This is a genomic window from Bremerella cremea, assembly GCF_003335505.1.
Taxonomy (GTDB): domain Bacteria; phylum Planctomycetota; class Planctomycetia; order Pirellulales; family Pirellulaceae; genus Bremerella; species Bremerella cremea_A.
In genome coordinates this window covers 754,487-771,033 of record NZ_QPEX01000010.1, presented here as the reverse complement: position 1 = coordinate 771,033, position 16,547 = coordinate 754,487, and the positions used below count along the sequence as shown (strand labels likewise).

The 16,547-nt window shown below is 54.2% G+C and carries 14 protein-coding genes; 2 read left to right on the top strand and 12 right to left on the bottom strand.

Features of this window, described 5'->3' with window-relative positions; translation table 11 throughout:
* Window positions 1-18 precede the first annotated feature (18 nt).
* Window positions 19-1,821 carry a hypothetical protein gene (locus tag DTL42_RS04175; protein WP_147274158.1) on the bottom strand — a complete coding sequence of 601 codons (1,803 nt, stop codon included), beginning with the start codon at window positions 1,819-1,821 and terminating at the stop codon, window positions 19-21.
* Between the two features lie 152 nt (window positions 1,822-1,973).
* Here DTL42_RS04175 and DTL42_RS04170 point away from each other — a divergent pair, with 152 nt between their 5' ends.
* Entirely contained in the window at window positions 1,974-2,948 is a 975-nt protein-coding gene (locus DTL42_RS04170; protein ID WP_114367416.1) for a YdjY domain-containing protein, read from the top strand.
* 9 nt (window positions 2,949-2,957) lie between these two features.
* Here DTL42_RS04170 and DTL42_RS04165 read toward each other — a convergent pair whose 3' ends face one another.
* The 8 genes from DTL42_RS04165 to DTL42_RS04125 form a co-directional block, all read right to left on the bottom strand.
* Complete coding sequence (locus DTL42_RS04165) at window positions 2,958-3,422, bottom strand: hypothetical protein (RefSeq protein WP_114367415.1); 465 nt, start codon at window positions 3,420-3,422, stop codon at window positions 2,958-2,960.
* A 96-nt stretch (window positions 3,423-3,518) separates the two neighbouring features.
* Window positions 3,519-4,373, bottom strand: a complete 855-nt coding sequence (gene hemQ, locus DTL42_RS04160) for a hydrogen peroxide-dependent heme synthase (protein WP_114367414.1) — start codon at window positions 4,371-4,373, stop codon at window positions 3,519-3,521.
* A gap of 253 nt (window positions 4,374-4,626) precedes the next feature.
* Window positions 4,627-5,100, bottom strand: coding sequence for a hypothetical protein (locus tag DTL42_RS04155; protein WP_114367413.1), 474 nt, complete (start codon window positions 5,098-5,100; stop codon window positions 4,627-4,629).
* A gap of 15 nt (window positions 5,101-5,115) precedes the next feature.
* On the bottom strand, window positions 5,116-6,642 hold the full coding sequence (locus tag DTL42_RS04150) for a SpoVR family protein (RefSeq protein ID WP_114367412.1): 1,527 nt from the start codon (window positions 6,640-6,642) through the stop codon (window positions 5,116-5,118).
* A 16-nt stretch (window positions 6,643-6,658) separates the two neighbouring features.
* Window positions 6,659-6,871 carry a hypothetical protein gene (locus DTL42_RS04145; protein ID WP_114367411.1) on the bottom strand — a complete coding sequence of 71 codons (213 nt, stop codon included), beginning with the start codon at window positions 6,869-6,871 and terminating at the stop codon, window positions 6,659-6,661.
* Between the two features lie 25 nt (window positions 6,872-6,896).
* Window positions 6,897-8,000 (bottom strand): DUF444 family protein, encoded by a 1,104-nt coding sequence (locus DTL42_RS04140; protein ID WP_114367410.1) that lies wholly within the window; start codon window positions 7,998-8,000, stop codon window positions 6,897-6,899.
* Between the two features lie 196 nt (window positions 8,001-8,196).
* The gene (locus DTL42_RS04135; RefSeq protein WP_114367409.1) at window positions 8,197-10,251 is read right to left on the bottom strand and encodes a PrkA family serine protein kinase; all 2,055 of its coding nucleotides are present in this window, start codon (window positions 10,249-10,251) and stop codon (window positions 8,197-8,199) included.
* Between the two features lie 736 nt (window positions 10,252-10,987).
* Entirely contained in the window at window positions 10,988-11,377 is a 390-nt protein-coding gene (locus DTL42_RS04125) for a response regulator transcription factor (protein WP_114367407.1), read from the bottom strand.
* Between the two features lie 304 nt (window positions 11,378-11,681).
* Here DTL42_RS04125 and DTL42_RS04120 point away from each other — a divergent pair, with 304 nt between their 5' ends.
* Window positions 11,682-12,806: a Gfo/Idh/MocA family protein gene (locus tag DTL42_RS04120; protein ID WP_114367406.1), complete on the top strand. Its 1,125-nt coding sequence runs from the start codon at window positions 11,682-11,684 to the stop codon at window positions 12,804-12,806.
* 111 nt (window positions 12,807-12,917) lie between these two features.
* Here the strand turns inward: DTL42_RS04120 and DTL42_RS04115 are convergent, their stop codons facing one another.
* From DTL42_RS04115 to DTL42_RS04105, 3 genes are all read right to left on the bottom strand, one after another.
* Entirely contained in the window at window positions 12,918-13,685 is a 768-nt protein-coding gene (locus DTL42_RS04115) for a 3-keto-disaccharide hydrolase (protein WP_158545226.1), read from the bottom strand.
* Window positions 13,686-13,753: 68 nt separating this feature from the next.
* Complete coding sequence (locus DTL42_RS04110) at window positions 13,754-14,434, bottom strand: DUF2461 domain-containing protein (RefSeq protein WP_114367404.1); 681 nt, start codon at window positions 14,432-14,434, stop codon at window positions 13,754-13,756.
* Window positions 14,435-14,696: 262 nt separating this feature from the next.
* The gene (locus DTL42_RS04105) at window positions 14,697-16,490 is read right to left on the bottom strand and encodes a hypothetical protein (protein WP_114367403.1); all 1,794 of its coding nucleotides are present in this window, start codon (window positions 16,488-16,490) and stop codon (window positions 14,697-14,699) included.
* Window positions 16,491-16,547 lie beyond the last annotated feature (57 nt).

Below are 16,547 nucleotides of genomic sequence, written 5' to 3'. Positions count from 1 at the left end.
GAGGTGTCGCTATGGGGATCAGGAAGATTGCACTTCCAGCAGTTTCTCGATGTCGCCGTTTTCGTCAAGCCGCGCGACGACTGCTTCGGAGATTAAATTGACACCGAGGAACGTGCGGCTGGCTTTTTCGGTAAGGGAACGATAGAAAACCCAGTGCCCAGTGGCGGTTTGCACGCGGTAGGCAACGGCCCGGTCACGTGGCTGAATGACCAGTTTTTCGGCCACGGTCAATTGCCGCCAGGTTAACGGTTTGCCCTGTCCTTTCTTCGCCAAATCGAAGAACAGAGGAGCGACCAATGCCTGACCGGTGCCCGTTTGGCGAAGGGTTAGTTTATCGTCGACCAGTGTGAACTTGCCCAGCACCGAGTCGCTCCGCCATTCGTTAATCCCCACCGGCAGCAACGTGGCCTTCGACTTAGGAAGCTGCAGAAACGCTTCGTTCGTTTCGCCAGCCAAGTCGATCTTAGTTTGGGGGGTGAGGGGAGGCTGCGATTGATATTCAATTTTTTGAGCCCGATCGTTTAGCAAAACCGTGTCCATCGCCCAGAGGAAGTCGTCTTCGCGGGCCATGAAGAAGAGCCGTTGGAGACGAACTCCAGAGGTCCACTCTTGCTCCATTTCAAGGTAGTCGCCGTCGTCGTCGGCCAACCAGCCGACTTGTTCCCAGGTGCTGGTAGGGGAAAGTTCGACGCCGTCGACGGTAATCTTGGTGTCCCAGGCTCCGCTGAGAATCATATCTTCGCGCGATTCCAGTTCGACAATCAACGGTTCCAAGTCGTGGCGAACGGCGAAGCGAGGACTTGTGCGTTGCCAATCGGTACGCAGGAAAGCAAACTGGCTCCAGGCCGATTCATAGCTGGGGTAAGGAAGTTGCCATTCCGAGGCCTTCCCCTTGCTGTTGGGAAGGGTGAGATGGGCAATGACGTCGTCTTCTTCATCCTTGCCTTGGGCCAGGGCGGTTTGGTAAAGGTGTTTGTTGTAAACGCCAGAAAGGCCGGAGCTAAGCGTCTGCGTTCCGTCGGCCCGCGTCAGTCGCAGCAGATGCCGCACCATCCATTGGTACTGGGTGTAGGCGTCGGCAGAAAGTTGCCAGCCGTCGGTGGCTTGGATCATCGCTTGACTGCGCGTCCAACATGCCAAAAGAGCCCGCAAGTGAAGAAGTTGATCGACCTTGAGCAGCCCCTCTCCGTCGGTCAGGGACTGCATCCCTTCGTCCAACACTTCCACCGCCGGCGAGCCAAGATCGAGGCAGGCTTGAAGTTCGGGGAAAAGGTAGGCCAGGGTGAGCGGCAATTCACCTGCCAGGCCTTGCTCGAAGATTTTTTTCGAGAAGTTCGTCGAGGCGGCGTCAATCGCGTGGCTCATTAGTTTATCGAGCAGTTGCCACCACAAGTCCGCACTGAGCACTGGCGCCAGAGTTGGCAACGCATGAGCACATGCCAACAGTTCGAGAACCAAATTCCGCTCGGCAATCCGCCGATCGAGGCAGCCGAGCCACTGTTCCAACTTGGTGGCCAGCTTTTTGGTTGGTTTCGCTCGTCCCGAAGCCACTTCGCCTAGGCTTTCCAGTAGCGGAATCGTTTGGGTGTCGATCACGTCGTCGGCGAACAAAGCCCAGGCTAACGGCGAAGTCTTTTTGCCGGAAACGAGCGACTGAAGCGTCGCAACGTTCTTGCGTGTGGCGAGGTAGCTTTTCCATTGCTCCCAATTGCGACAGTCGATTCCCTTGGGGGCATTCTTGGCGAGCTTTACCCACGCCGGAAGTTTTGCTTTGGGGGTGGCTGGGGCATGCTGGGATTGGTCGCTAGTGTCCGTGGCCATGGCTTCCATCGAGCGAGAGTTTGTTAGAATAGTTCCGTCGTGATCGCCGCAGGGCGTTTCCCTGGCAAAAGGGAACGCTCAGGCTTGATCATCTTAGCAATATGGGCTGACTTTGACGCCCCCCGGTAACCCCTTTTCCGCCGAGAAATGCCATGCCAGCGTCCAGCATCCTTTCGAGCGTCCGCTGTCGGTTCCTGCTGCCCCTTTGGCTGGGGCTCATGATGTTGCCGTTGGGAAATGTGATCGCCCAGCAAGAAGGGGAGAATGGGGCCAAGCCTGCCGCAACGAAAGCGGACACTTCCGAGGCAGAAACCGCCACAAAACCAGAAGCGAAGCCAGAAGACGTTCAACTCCAAGAGGCGAACGGCATTCGCAAATTGATGCCCAACATGCCGGTTTGGATCGATTTGAAACGCAAGATGGTCATCATGGACGGCGAGGTTTGCCTGCGGAAGGGTTCGCTCGAAATGTTTGCCTGTTTGCGGGGGACGAAGGAGCATGAATCGGTTGTGGCCGTGCCGGCGGATGCGTTCGTGGTGCATGCCGGTTTGCTACGCATTGGCGCTAAACAAGGGGAGCCGGTTTCGTTCGATCCTGAATACCAGCCGCCATCCGGAGAGGTGATCGACGTGCTAGTGCAATGGACCGATGAGAAAGGGAAGTTGCGTTCGGTGCGGGCTCAAGAGTGGGTTCGTGAAGCCGAAGGGAAGAAAGAGATGCCTTACAACTGGGTCTTCCCTGGCAGCTATTTCTGGAAAGACATTCCTCTGCAAGAGGTCGTCAAGGCGAAAGAACAAGGTATCGATCCCGACACATTGCCAGGCAAACAGGTTTACGCCGCAGAAGGTGGCGAGTTGATCTGCGTGAGCAATTTCCGCTCGTCGATGCTCGATTTGCCAGTGCCCAGTACCGATGCAAACAACAACCTGTGGTTTGAAGCCAATACCGAGAAGATTCCGCCAGAAGGGACCAAGGTGCGTATCTTCTTGATCCCCAACAAAGGGAAGACGGCCAAGTTAGAGGCAGCTCAAAAAGCAAAAGCGGCTGAGAAACCTCAGCCCAAACTGGAACAGCCGGTGCCGGTGGAAGAAGAGAAGAAAACGCCAGCCTCGAAAGAGGCGGCCTAAGCAGATCGCCTATGCAGCGGCAAAGTAGAAAATGGACACGACGGTCACAAACGCATTGACGATCGCCAGCAGAGCGATCCAAAAAGCCGTGTTGGTTAGCCAAGCCCCCTGCTCAGTAAACTTGCCCAAGCGAATCGCTTTTTGATCGGCGACAGCGTAAGTCAGCGTTACTGGGGCGATGAGCAGGGAAATGATCCATCCAAAGATGCCCAGCACACTGCCGACAAACGGCCAAAAGAAACGCATTATCGGTAAGGCACTAGCCAGAAATCCGATCAACGCCATGGTAACCAGCAGCGGGCCATTCGAGTTCACTTTCGGTTCGTACGCCCCGCGATAATCGGCCGGGGCATGCACATCTGCCTCGGCCCCTTCTTCCACGAGATCGTCCTTAAACGGATTATTCCCCGCAGCCAAGTCAGGCTTCTTCAGATCGTCCAACTTCAACGGTCGATTGGAACGGGGTGAAGGCATACTTGCTTCCTGGGTGGCGGAAGAGGAATAGACAAAGAGAACGTCGAGGCAAAAAATTCTGTTTTACCTCGGAGTTCTCTGCGACAAAAAAAACGTTTAATCGAGCTTACCAATTCGGCAATGCTTTAGGATCTCTGCCGGGGTGCTAACGTAGCTGGTGTAGAACGGGCCGAACTCGGCGTAGCGGGCACTCGCTTCGTCGAAGCGCATTTTGTAGACGATGTCTTTCAGGTATTCGGGGTTACGAGCCCAGAGCGTGACGCCCCATTCCCAGTCGTCCAGGCCGACACTTACGGTGATCAACTGCGAAACCTTCCCGGCGAACTGCATCCCGCTTTGGGCATGCTCGGCCATTAGCGCGTTGCGGGCAGAGAAGGGGAGGAGGAACCAGTTTTCGCCCACTTTCCGTTTTTTGTTCATCGGATAGAAGCACATCGCCGGGTACGACGGGAAGTCTGGCGTCAGCCGTTGGTTGTTCATCATCGGCAAGCGTTTAGCGTAGGCGTTCACCTTGGCTTCGTACGACGGCGAATCTTTCTCTTCCCCTTCACGCAGCAAGCGCTCGGCGAACTGTTCGATCGAGGGGACGTACTCGGAAATCTCGGTAACCGAAACAAACGAGTAGGTCGGCGAGAGAGCTGCACCGAGGAGGCTGGCCATCAGCTTTTGATGAACCGAATCGATCACCAGAGGGTTGGGATCCATCAGCATCATGGCAAAGTCGGCTTTGTGCCCGCTGACAATCGAAGTTTGAAGCCGCTGCGGCTGCCCTTCTGCTGCCGGATTCAAAATCTCGCTGAACTGCTGACATCCTTCGGCGATCTCTTCTGGGGAAAAGCCAGAGAGGAGAGCTCGATCGAACGAGTAATAAAAGTGGCTACAATGCCAACCCTCGGTCGGGACGATGGAAGGTTCAGGCAAGGGGGCGGAACCGGGGCGACCATGGCTCATGGGACAGACTTCTCACAAGAGGGCGAAACGTGACAACGGAACCATCCAGTCTATCAAATCGCCCCGCCTCGTCGAAGTAGTGTGCCAGAGGGAAGAGGAGAGGTTCGCTATTGAGTTCATAGAGGCAATAACGAGAAGATGAACCACGGCTCGGAACGGATGGCCACGGAGAAGAATCAGGCCGACGCCGGTGGCACACAGAATGGTAGGCTCTATGCCACGGTGTTCTGGTTGACCTCTGTTGGCAAAAAAATCAACGTTTTGTTTTCGCGGTGGGCGTTGAAGCTTCGTCCAGGTCGTGGCAGAGGCGTTCGAACGATTCGCGAGTTAGGTGGATTTCATCTTGCTCGCGCACGCCGCTGCTGGCAGCGTAGCGTTCGATGGAAATGCCGTCTCGATCAACGTTCATCTCATAGTAACGCTGTGTCTGGCCGTCGCTGCTTGGTTTTTGGGAGCGGATTTGAATCTGCGGGCCAGAGGGGTCGTGCTCGATGATTGCCAGCGGTTCTAAAAGGTAGTCGACACGACGCACTAAGTTATCGGCCACGTCACTTGCCTCTTGCGGCGATTTGGTCTCGCTAAATCGATAATCGATTTGTCGAGCCGAGACGCCAACCTTTTCGACCGTCAGGTCGGTAGCCGTGACCTTTCCCTGGTTTAGCGCCGTTTCGAACTTCCTGTTCGGCGCTGAATGGTTATCCAGCGATTGTCTGAATGTGTGAGACACGGTTGTTCTCCTCTCTTAATTGATTTCCAGCTTAACGCATTCGTGGTGCGTTCCATTCCAGCTCAGCATGACTTCTTGGTCGTCGAGAATGGTTTGAACGTGGACCGGGCGTTTCCAAAGGGTGAACAAATTGGTCAGCGTATCGCGGGCGTAGTCCATTTTCAGTTCGATGCCTTGATGACGGTGGGTTAGCAGCAACTCGCCCCGGTTCTTGTAGTTGCCATCGGTGACAAAGATCTCGGGGCGGCCCATGTTCGTGAGGCTGGACAGAAGTTGCTGCTTGACCTTGGGAAACTCGCGACTTTCAATTTCGTAGTATTCGGTCGTTTCGTTATAGCCAAACTGAAACATCTTGTAGCGACGGCAGAAGTCGAGCGTGAAGAACTCGTCGATGAAGGTCAGGTCGTTATGGATTCGGCGAACCTCGAAGATTTTCTCGCGTCCGCGCCCGACATCGGTATTCCAGTTTTGTCGCTCGTAAAAGTCATCGCAATCGTCGTACTCTTGACCGAAACAGCCTCGGTTCCAGCGGTCTTCGATATCGCGAAGCAGTTCCAAGCCCAACTTGTACGGATTCAGTCGAGTAGGGCTCGAGGCGAGTGTGCCGGAGGTGTGATCGGCATAGTTGATGACTTCCGCCGCCGTGAGTCCGTGGCGGGTCATGATGGTGGAATGCCAATAGGTGGCCCACCCTTCGTTCATGATCTTGGTTTGCCCCTGGGGAGCAAAGTAGTACGCTTCGTCCCGAATCATCGACAAGACATCCAACTGCCAAGGGCGCAGCGGGGCGTAGTTTAGCAGAAACTGCATGACGTCCTTGGTCGGTTCTTCCGGAACCGGGATTGCTCGTGCAGGGCGGGGGGCCTCCTCGGCGTCGCTGGGCTTTTTGCGGGGATTGATGAAGTTGTCCATGTATCCCTTAGCCGGCAAGCGAAAGCTCTGGGCTGCTTCTCGGGGGGAATCTTCGTCGGTGTGCGCGTGGAACTTGTAGCGATCTTCCGCGCGGGAACGCTGAATGAAGGGGGAGTGAATATCGATCAGGTCTTCAATGCTTAAGCAGGCATCGATGAAGTTCTCGACTTCTTCCACGCCGAAACGATTCATATAGCGGCGAATGCGATTGCCGTGGTTGGCCATCTGATCGATCATCTTGCGATCGGTCTTGCTGAACCATTGATTGCACTTGAAAAAATCGCAGTGCCCGTACACGTGGGCCATGACAAGCTTGTGGTCGGCGTACATGTTGCTGGACAAAAGGTACGCGTAGCAGGGATCGTTGTTGATGACGAGTTCGTAGATCTTTTGCAGGCCGTAGTGATACCCCTTGGAAAGGCGTTCGTACTCCATGCCAAAACGCCAATGAGGATACCGCGTCGGAAAACCGCCCATCGCGGCAATCGCGTTCAGTTGGTCGACGTTGACCAGTTCGAAGATCGTGGGAAAGAAGTCCAAGCCGTAATCGAGCGCGTGCTGCTCTATTTCAATTTGGACTTCTGCCAGCTCTTCGGGCAAGTTCGCGAAACTTCGATGCGTGATGGGCATGGATTTCCTCCCTGGCTTAGCTCGACTTTTGATCGAGATCCTGAACCTCGAATTTGCTTTCCGCTAGGGAACTGATCACGTCCCACAAACGAGGAAAGTCGTGACGCAGTTGCGCCTTGGCACGTTGGATCGCTTCGGCTGCTGTTTGGCAGACGACGGTTACCTGGTTGTGCCCTACGCGAACCAAGTAGCGATGCGGCACCATGGAATCGAAATCGGCTGTCGACATAAACAATTACCTTTTGCTGAGGACCTCACTTACCTTTACCGAGGAAAAGCTTGATGGAGTCGTAGATCGCATCTTTGTCCTCTATATGGGACAAGATCAGGGTTTCGTGGTTCTTGCCAAATTGATTGACAAGCGATTTCATATATTCGCCACTTCCATAAGGGCTTTCGACCTGGCCATAACAAAACAAGTTGCAGACCGGCAGCAGCGAGTTTTCTAGCACCCGCATACACGCTTTGTTATCTTCTCCCCAATTGTCGCCATCAGAAAACTGGAAACAGTAGATGTTCCATTCCGACGCCGGGAATTCTTTTTCCAAGATCCCTTGCACGACTTTGTAAGCGGAACTGATCCGCGTGCCGCCACTTTCGCGGGTGTGGTAAAAGGTTTGCTCGTCAACCTCCTTGGCACCGGCATCGTGAATGACGTAACGTGTTTGCACGCCGTTGTATTGACTGCGGAGCCAAGTATCGATCCAGAACGCTTCGGTGCGGACGATCTCTTTCTGGTCGTCGGTCATCGAACCAGAGACGTCCATCACATAAACCACCGCCGCGTTCGCTTCCGGCTGCGGAATGCTGGTCCAGCTGCGATAGCGGGTATCTTCCCTGACTGGCACAATCACCGGGTTTTTCGGGTTGTAAATGCCGGAAGCAATCTGTCTTCGCAGCGCCTTCACATAGGTGCGGCGGAAGTGACGCAGCGACTCGGGACCGGTTGAACGGATGCTGTCGTACCGATTCTTGAACTGCGAGATGTTGGCGTCCCCCTTGGGTTCGATTTTGGGGAGCTCAAGTTCGTCGCCGAGCATCGCGGCCAGTTCTTCCAGCGGGACGTCGACTTCCAGTATGTGCTTGCCAGGCTCGTTGCCTGCTTGGCCAGCTCCGTCGCCGTCGTCTCCTTTGCCTACTGGGTCGCCTGGTTCGCCGTCTCCTTGGCCGACACCTCCCTTGTTTTTGCCGTACTTAAAGTGAGGTACGTCCATGCTGGGGACCGGGATGCTGACAAGGTCTTTTCCCTTTCGCCCAATCATTTCGCCATGGGTGATGTATTTGCGAAGATTATCACGAATCCTACCTCGCACGATTTCGCGGAAGCGGTGTACGTCGCGATCGATCTTCAGCCCCATGGTTGGTTCTCCTGGCGTGGGCAATGGTCGAAACTGGGTAACTTAAACGGCAATCCGCCAGCTATTAGCAGGCTTTCTCCCGTCCTGTCCCCTCACCCTTACCCTCGCCCCTAAGGGGCGAGGGGACTGGATGTGGGAGGCTGGCCGGGCGCAGCGGATCGCATGGCACCTCGTTGTGATCGATGATAAATACTGGTTATTCGGTCACATCTCCTCGGGCGAAGATGCTGGCAACGTAGTTGAGCACGTCGGTTGCGCTCTCTTCGTCGTAGCCGTGGTCGCGGATGAGTCGTTGTTTGACTACGTCGATTTTCTCTTGCGTATCTTGGTCGATGACGCTGGAGACGAGACTGGTGAGTTTGATCGAGTCTTTTTGATCTTCAAACAACTTCAATTGCAACGCTTTGTACAAACGTTCGTTCGTCTTAAAGTCGAACTTCTTACCGTCGATCGACAACGCACCGATATAGTTCATGATTTCGCGGCGGAAATCATCTTTGCGGCTTTCGGGGATGTCGATCTTTTCCTCAATCGAACGCATCAAACGGTCGTCTGGTTCTTCATACTGCCCAGTGAACTTATTCTTCACGCGTTCGCGCTGGGTGTAGGCTTTGACGTTGTCGATGTAGTTGGCGCACAGCCGCATCATCGCGTCTTCGTCGGCGGCGATTGCCCGCTGGACTTCGTTCTTGACGATGTTCTCGTACTCTTCCTTGACCACTTCAAGCAGTTGGCGATAGTGATCGCGCTGGTCTTCGCTGGTGATCAACGAATGGTTGCCGAGACCCGACTCGAGCTCGTTCAACACCATAAACGGGTTGATCGAAGTCGCGTCGGGATGTGCCACAAGTGCGTTGGAAATCTTGTCTTGCACGTAACGAGGCGAGATGCCGAGCATCCCTTCTCGCTTGGCTTGCGACTTGAGTTCCTTGATGTTTTCTTCGGTGAAGCCAGGCAGCGACTTGCCGTCGTACAGTTTCAGTTTTTGCATCAGCGTCAAGCTGGCATTCTTGGGTTCTTCCAGCCGAGTCAGCACCGCCCACATGGCAGCCATCTCAATGGTATGCGGGGCGATGTGCTTTCCTTTGACTTTCTCTTTGTTGTAATCCTTCTCATAAATCTTCACTTCGTTGGAAAGCTTGGTGACGTACGGCACGTCGATTTTGACGGTACGGTCACGCAGGGCTTCCATGAACTCGTTGTTCTGTAAGCGACGATATTCGGGCTCGTTGGTATGTCCCAGGATCACTTCGTCGATATCGGTCTGGGCGAACTTCTTCGGCTTGACCTTATGTTCCTGGCTGGCACCCAACAGGTCGTACAGGAACGCCACGTCTAGCTTTAAGACTTCGATGAACTCGATGATGCCACGATTGGCGACGTTGAATTCGCCGTCGAAGTTGAATGCTCGAGGATCACTATCGGTGCCGTATTCGGCGATTTTGCGATAGTTGATATCGCCGGTTAGCTCCGTCGAATCTTGGTTCTTCTCGTCCTTCGGCTGGAACGTACCAATCCCGATGCGATCCTTTTCGCTGAGAAGAATTCGACGCACATGGACATCGTGAATTACCTTGGTCCAATCACCCCCGTGCCGTGCCAGGCTGTCCATGTACATGAAACGGCAGAAAGGGCACAGTTCGCCGGCGATGCTTAGTGGGTATTCGCTGTGCTTGGCTGGGTTGGTTAGTTGGGCCGCGATTTCCGCGCGGAACTCTTCCGGAATCAAGTGCAGCGGCTCTTCATTCATCGGGCACCAATGCACGGCGGACATATCGTCTGGCTTGTGGGGATCGAGCCAGCCGAGCGAATAGATGGCTCCTTCGTCCGTGGCGGAGTACCGTTCGAGCCCTTTCTTGAGCAAGCGGGCCATGGTGCTTTTGCTGCTACCGACCGGGCCGTGCAAGAGCAGCACACGCTTCTCGATGCCATAGCCATGGGCCGCACTTTTCAAGGCGTTGACCAAAGATACCTGGGCGTCTTCTAGCCCGAAAATCGCATCACGGCCACCATCGAGCGGGTCGTCGAAGAAGCGATAGTGGACTCTCTTTTCACGCGAGACTTCGTAGGTGTCGATCCCGTAGGAAAGGATCATGTCGTAGCAACGCTGGAATGCGTTGCGTGTGATTGCGGGGGTCTCCGCGATGAGGTCGAGGTAGTCCTCGAACGTTCCCTGCCAATTCTTCTTGCGGAATTGCTCTAGGTTTTGGCGCTCTGCCAGGAAAGAAACGATTTCACGACCGCCGACCATATTGCTGATCCCTCCAGAGTTTGGTTACCGAGTCCCACTCGATAGACCTGAATTCGGATTGAGACCGCGACCAAGATCGATAGCCAATCTTGGCCACGAAAGCTCTTGCTGTCGGCTGATTTTCTCGGATCGGCAACGTGGTCGAAGCAGAAAATCAACGGACTGCTTGGGGTGAGGCAGTAGGTCTTGTATGACGAAATCTGCGATTCTTGCCAAGTCGTATCTTGCTTGCTTATTCTCTCGGTCCGCGCAGGCGCACACAGCTTCTCGGAAAAAGGTTTGCCAAACGCCGAGCGCGATTGAGAAAGAACGTCGCGAAGAAAGAACAAATGGAAAGAATTGGCGTCGGATCGGCTACAAGATCGCTTTGCCTTCCCTTCATTGAAGTATCGACAGAAGGGAGAATAGAAGCAATAGAAAGATTGGATCGATTTTGAGCAGGCTCCGGCTTGTGAAAAATGGTACTAGTTGTAACTATCCATTTGGCATCGATTTCGGTGCAATCGTACCGATCGAATCGGATATCCGTATTTTTTTAAAATAGATAAGTTTGCGGCTATTGGTCGCATCCCAAGTGGTATCAGAGAGGTGCAAAAGTCCTGAAAGCAGGAGTCGGCTTGTCTCTGTGAGATACGTTTCGACTAAGCCGAGTCGCATGTCGCCAGGACACGGCTAAAGTCGAATTCGCTGCTTCCGCAAGTGTGGCAAACGAAGTGGGTGCCAAGGATTAGGCGTGTTACGCCAAAACCTTCCTGACGGCTTCCAGCAAACGATCCATCGGAAACGGTTTGCGGATGTAGTCGTCGACGCCCAGCATCTCGGCATAGGCTTTGTGGCGGTTGCCTTCGTTGCCGGTAACCATGATGACTTTGGTAGGTACCCGGTTGGTCTGACGCAGCTTTTCCAGCACGAGGAAACCGCTACGTTTGGGCATCATCATGTCTAGCACAATCAAATCAGGATCGTCCCGTTCGGCCAGGGCGAGGCCCTGATTGCCGTCGCGAGCGACCAGGACACGATAACCGTGCCCTTCGAGAGCGAAACGCATGGTCTCAACGATCTCGGTATCGTCGTCCACCAGCAGAATGGTCTTCTGATCGGCCGTCTTGGCTTCCTTTTCGCTCATTACGCGTGGCTGCTTTGTGAAAAAAGAGTTGTCGAAGCGAACACGTTGTCCATCAGTAATTTTATACTACTACTCGATTTAACACCCTCTCGCAACGGTGGGCAACCGATTTCAGAGGCGGGTTTTACAACGAGTAAGGTTCCCTAATCGGCAGGGTCTACCTACAACGGAGGGGGATCGGCGGCTGTTTGCGCCCTTTGGTACAACGGATTCTAGCAGAACCATGCATTGATCGATTAAGAATCGTGATTCTGATGCGTGCTGGTTTCCCTATTTTCTGTCGCAAGGCATTTCCGAAGAAGTTATGGCAAAACGCACCTCGCCAGCAAGCAAAGCGGCTCCCACGCCTGAGGACGCTCACACGCAGCGAACCTTCGTTGCCCCTGAGTTGCCGTACCGTCCACAAGATCCACCCAACTACCGTCCCAGAATTGGTTTGATCGGATGTGGTGGGATCACCGGTCAGCACCTCAATGCGTATCGGAAAGCGAATTACGATGTTGCCGTGCTGTGTGATGTTGAACGTAAGAACGCGGTGAGTCGGCAGGAAGAGTTCTTTCCGCAGGCAAACGTGGTGACCGATTATCATGAACTGCTGGCCCGCGACGATATCGAGGTGGTCGATATCACCACGCACCCCAATGTGCGGCCTCCGCTGATCGAGGCGGCATTAGAAGCCGGCAAGCATGTCCTCAGCCAGAAACCGTTTGTGCTCGATTTGGACGTAGGGCAGCGTTTGGTCGATTTAGCCAAGGCAAAGAACCGCTTGCTGGCGGTCAATCAAAATGCTCGCTGGGCCCCTCACTTCAGTTATGCGCGCGAAGCGTACCAAACTGGATTGTTGGGCAATCTGCATGGTGTCCATTTGTCCAAGCGGTGGGATCATCGCTGGGTTGCCGGAACGCCGTTCGAGAAAATCAAGCATTTGATTTTGTACGACTTCGCGATTCATGGTTTTGATTTTGTGAACTACCTGCTCGCTGACGAGAAGCCGCTGAAAGTCTTTGCGACAACCACTCGCACACACGATCAAAACCTGCTGCCAGCCCTCTCGGCAACGGCGACCATTGTGTATTCTCACACGCAAGTAACCCTGAGCTACGACGCTGCCACGCCGTATGGCCAACAGGAAAGCACCTACCTGGCTGGCAGTGAAGGGAGCGTTTTCAGCACTGGCCCGCACGAACGAGAACAAACACTCCGCTTGTATACCAAGCAGGGGATTGCCCAGCCAAAGCTCGAAGGATGCTGGTTCCCCGATGGGTTCCATGGTGCGATGGGAGAACTGCTCTGTGCGATCGCGGAAGGACGTCAACCCACCAACAACGCCGCGCAAAACCTCACCGGCCTGGCAACGTGCTTTGCTGCGGTTCATAGCGCTGAAACGGGCGAAGTAGTCGTCCCGGGCGAGGTTCGTCGGATGCCTTAAGTCTGTTTGTTCTGCGTGAATTAGTCGGTGCCATGCTCTCGTCTGCGTTGAGCATGCGAAGCAGAAAAGAGCATGCCGACGAAGACGACGGCATGGCACCCAACTAGCCCGTTAGTTCGGGCTTGGTTCGTAAGTCAGCGCCTGGTCATCCAACGGCTTCACCCAGACGTTGCGAAACTTCACCGGGTTGTCGTGGTCTTGCAGGAAGACTGGGCCGACCGATGTTTTTAGCTGCTTTGCCGCGATGGCGTCGAGGTAGGGCGTCGTCTTGTAGCGGAAGGGATGGTACGACGAGCGGGGCTCGCTCAGCTTGGTGCCGTCTTGCACTTTCTGGCCGTTGAGCCAAGCGGTGATTTGGCCTTCTGCGACGATTTTTCCGGCAGCATCGCGGCGCGGAGCTCGGTAGCGAATGTCGTAGACTTGCCACTCGCCAGGGGCTTTGGCGGCGTTGACCAGCGCCGGGGCAAACCCATATACGGCCCCCATATCTCCCTGATCGAGCTTTTCCTTGCCGGCGGAGTTGAGGATCTGCAGTTCGTAGTTGCCGTGGATGTAGATCCCGCTGTTGCCGCTTCCCTTTTCAGGCAGCATGAATTCGACATGAATATCGGCGTCGCGGAAGTGCAGCTGCGACACGATATGATTCGAGCGAGCGTTTCCCTTTGTCGAAGTTAGCACGCCGTTTTCGTTGGGCCAATCGATTGGGCTGCCTGTTTTGCCGAGAAACGCGTTGGTTGTCTCGCTGAGCAGGATGATCGCCCCTGCCGGTGGTGGCACCGGAAGTGGATTTTGGGTTGGTTGAAAGTCCTCGGCAATCGCATGTGCCACAGCGAAAGGGAGCAGAGAGAGGACAAGGAGGCAGATACGGATTCGAGGCATTGAGGCTACTGCTGAGGAGAGTTGAGGTGGGTAAAGTCGTAATTCGTGGGGCATCGAAGTGAACGGCTTTAGAGGCCAGCGCCGATTGCTTCCAAGCCGAACTCCAGCAGCGGCGTGCTGGCTTTGTGCAGCTTCACTAGTTGGTTAACGATCGTCCCCTTGATCCAGACGTCGCGGGTTTGGTTCTGCGTGACGACCAGGGACTTGAGCTTGAGGAACGAAGCATGTTCGTGGTCGGCATACTGCGAGTAGCCTCGCGGCATCGATTTCAGCGGCTCGAACTGGGCGAACTCGTAGCCAGCCTTGGTAAGCTTGTTGGTAATGGTGCGGAACTGTTTGGCGTCTTCCAGAATGCGATCGCGAAATAAGTTGAGCACCTTGGTTTCCAGTTGATAGAAACCTGCAGCAATGAACCCCCCGTCGGCCGCCAAGTGAGCGTACAGCAATGCCGTTTCATCTTTCTTAAGGCCCGATGGCGTGAGTAGCCCGCTGACGTGCTCGCTGTAGGGACGTTTGTCCTTGGAGAAGCGCACATCGCGGTTCATGCGAAACATGGTTTGCTTGTTGCCAGACATCGGACGACGGGCATTCTTCAGCTTCGCCGAGGTGACCTCCAGTATCTCCACGAACGGATCTTGCAGCAGTTCGCGGATTTCCTGCTTATGGGGCTGAAACCACTCGCGATTATTGTTGTCGTGAAGTTCTTCCAGCAGTTGGAACGATCGATCGACAAAGCCAAATTTCGTCATAATTACGCTCGAAAAAATAGCAGCAATCAACAAGAAGAGGAGGTCTCTTCAGAATGCTCTTCTTTTTAATTCATTGTTTTTGCCAAAGCCAGCATGCTTGAGATCCAATAACCGAGGATAATCGGCTGCTCGATAGCAAGCGAATCCCGTCAGCCATGGAAAGTCTTCGCTTCGTTTTTTGGTGAGTTGTGGTGTCTTCGAAATAAAAAACGCCCCAGCCAGATCGGCCAGGGCGTTGGAGGCAAAGGAAACGTCGGGAACGTTAATCGCTGTCTCGTTTCAGTGAGAACTGGATCATGTGCAGCCCGGTTTCGTCGTCGATCATGATAGAACCTTGTGGGGCCAGGTACTTTGAGATGACCTTGAATTCTGGCAGCGGGTTAGCATTGAGGTTCCCTTCCAGATTGCTGAAGAAGTTATTTTCCTCAGCTTGCCCCTTGATGAAGTTCCGTGTCGAATCGGCCTGAATCAGGTCGTAGAACATGCGAAGTCCTTCTTCTGGTCGCGAGAAGCTGACCATGGCGACTTTGCGTTCGCCAGCTTGTTCCAGCAGGCGATTCATCGTCAACTTAAAGCTAAGGTCGTCTGCCAAGCGAGGCGTATCGCCGCCAAGTGTTAGAGCAATATGTTCGACAATACCAGGTCGGTCGGCAAAGAAGACGAAGTCACCAATCAGGCCGAAACAAGGCAGGGGACGAAGCGAGCGACGCGTTTCCATCCTTTTCCGGCGTTCGTCTGAGATATCATCTGGAATCGGGCCGTTCGCTACTTGCAGTTGGAAGAAGGTGGCATCACCAAAGTTGCGTCGTTCGACCAAGTTCTTCAAACGTGGCAATGCGTCGACCAAGTGGTCGAGCGTTCGCTGCATGGCAGCTCGGTCTTTGACCTTGGCGGCAAACAACGTGGCTTGGCTGTTGATCCGAGCTGGCGGTTCGTACCATTGAACCAGCGTGAATTTACCTTCTAGGTTGTCGATGATCTCTGTCTTGAAATCGATGCCCGTCGGCTGATTGATACGGTTCTTGATATCTTCTTCAAACTTGTCTTCGCCCAGAATATTGTCGTAGAGCTTTTCGACGGCATTGTAACTTTTGTCGACATCCCAGTTCATGGTCATGTAATTGGTGATGTCGTCCGGCACCCAGGCTTCAGGCTCGGTCGAGGCATTCTTCATTTGAATGATCTCGATAATCCCTGTGCGGGGGCGTTCGAGCATGACATGAAAATGGCTGATCGTGTCGAAATCTTCTGCCGCCAGAATCGTGCTGCCACCCACCGCTTTCACGCCATCTAAGCCTAGCACCGGCATGAAGGCCATGATGTAGCCACCGCCACTTTGGTTTTTCACAATCGTCCGCAGCGTTTCCATCGGATTGAGGTACCAGATCATCTGAGCTGGTTCGTCCTTGGTGCCACGAGAGGAGGAAACGATGGTACGGAAGCGATCGTCTGCAGCTAAGCTGTCTTCGCGTTTGCCATCCCAGTGATCGAGCATGTCTTCGAGAGCTTCAATACGGTTGGAAGCCAGCAGAGTATGCTCGTGGATACAAACAGCAAGTGGACCGTTCTTGCCGCGGATCAAGGTGATTTCCGAGTTTTTGAATTTGTTGCGCTCGATCGTTGCACCATCGTTGGTGGCGACTGTTTCCAGCAAGTCGAGCACTTTTTCGGTCACGCGGGTATCTTCGCCAAGTTCGCACAAGATGACGACGCCCGGGTTGCCTTCTTGCATGGCCACCACGCCGATCGCCAGTTCTCCTTGCGGAATGCTCAGCAGTTCTTCCAGCGAAATGCCGCTTCGCTCTTCCGCGTCGGCAACCGATTGCTTGAGTGTCTGCCAAATACCGTTCACAAACGGTTGCATTTGCGGATCGCTAGCGGCCCGCCCGATTGCCGTTTGATCGAGCTTTTTAACGTAATCTTGTGTGTCTGCGATACGCAGAAAGACCACCGTTTGGTCAGACATGATCTGAGCCGCGTTCGGTTCCGCAGCGATACTGCTTGTGGCAGCCAGCAAAGCGAGAAGCAAGCTGAAGAGGGTGGGGCGAAATCTCATTGCAAAGCACCTTAAGTGGTGAACAGAGAACAGGTTGAGAGCAGGACTACTACCCAT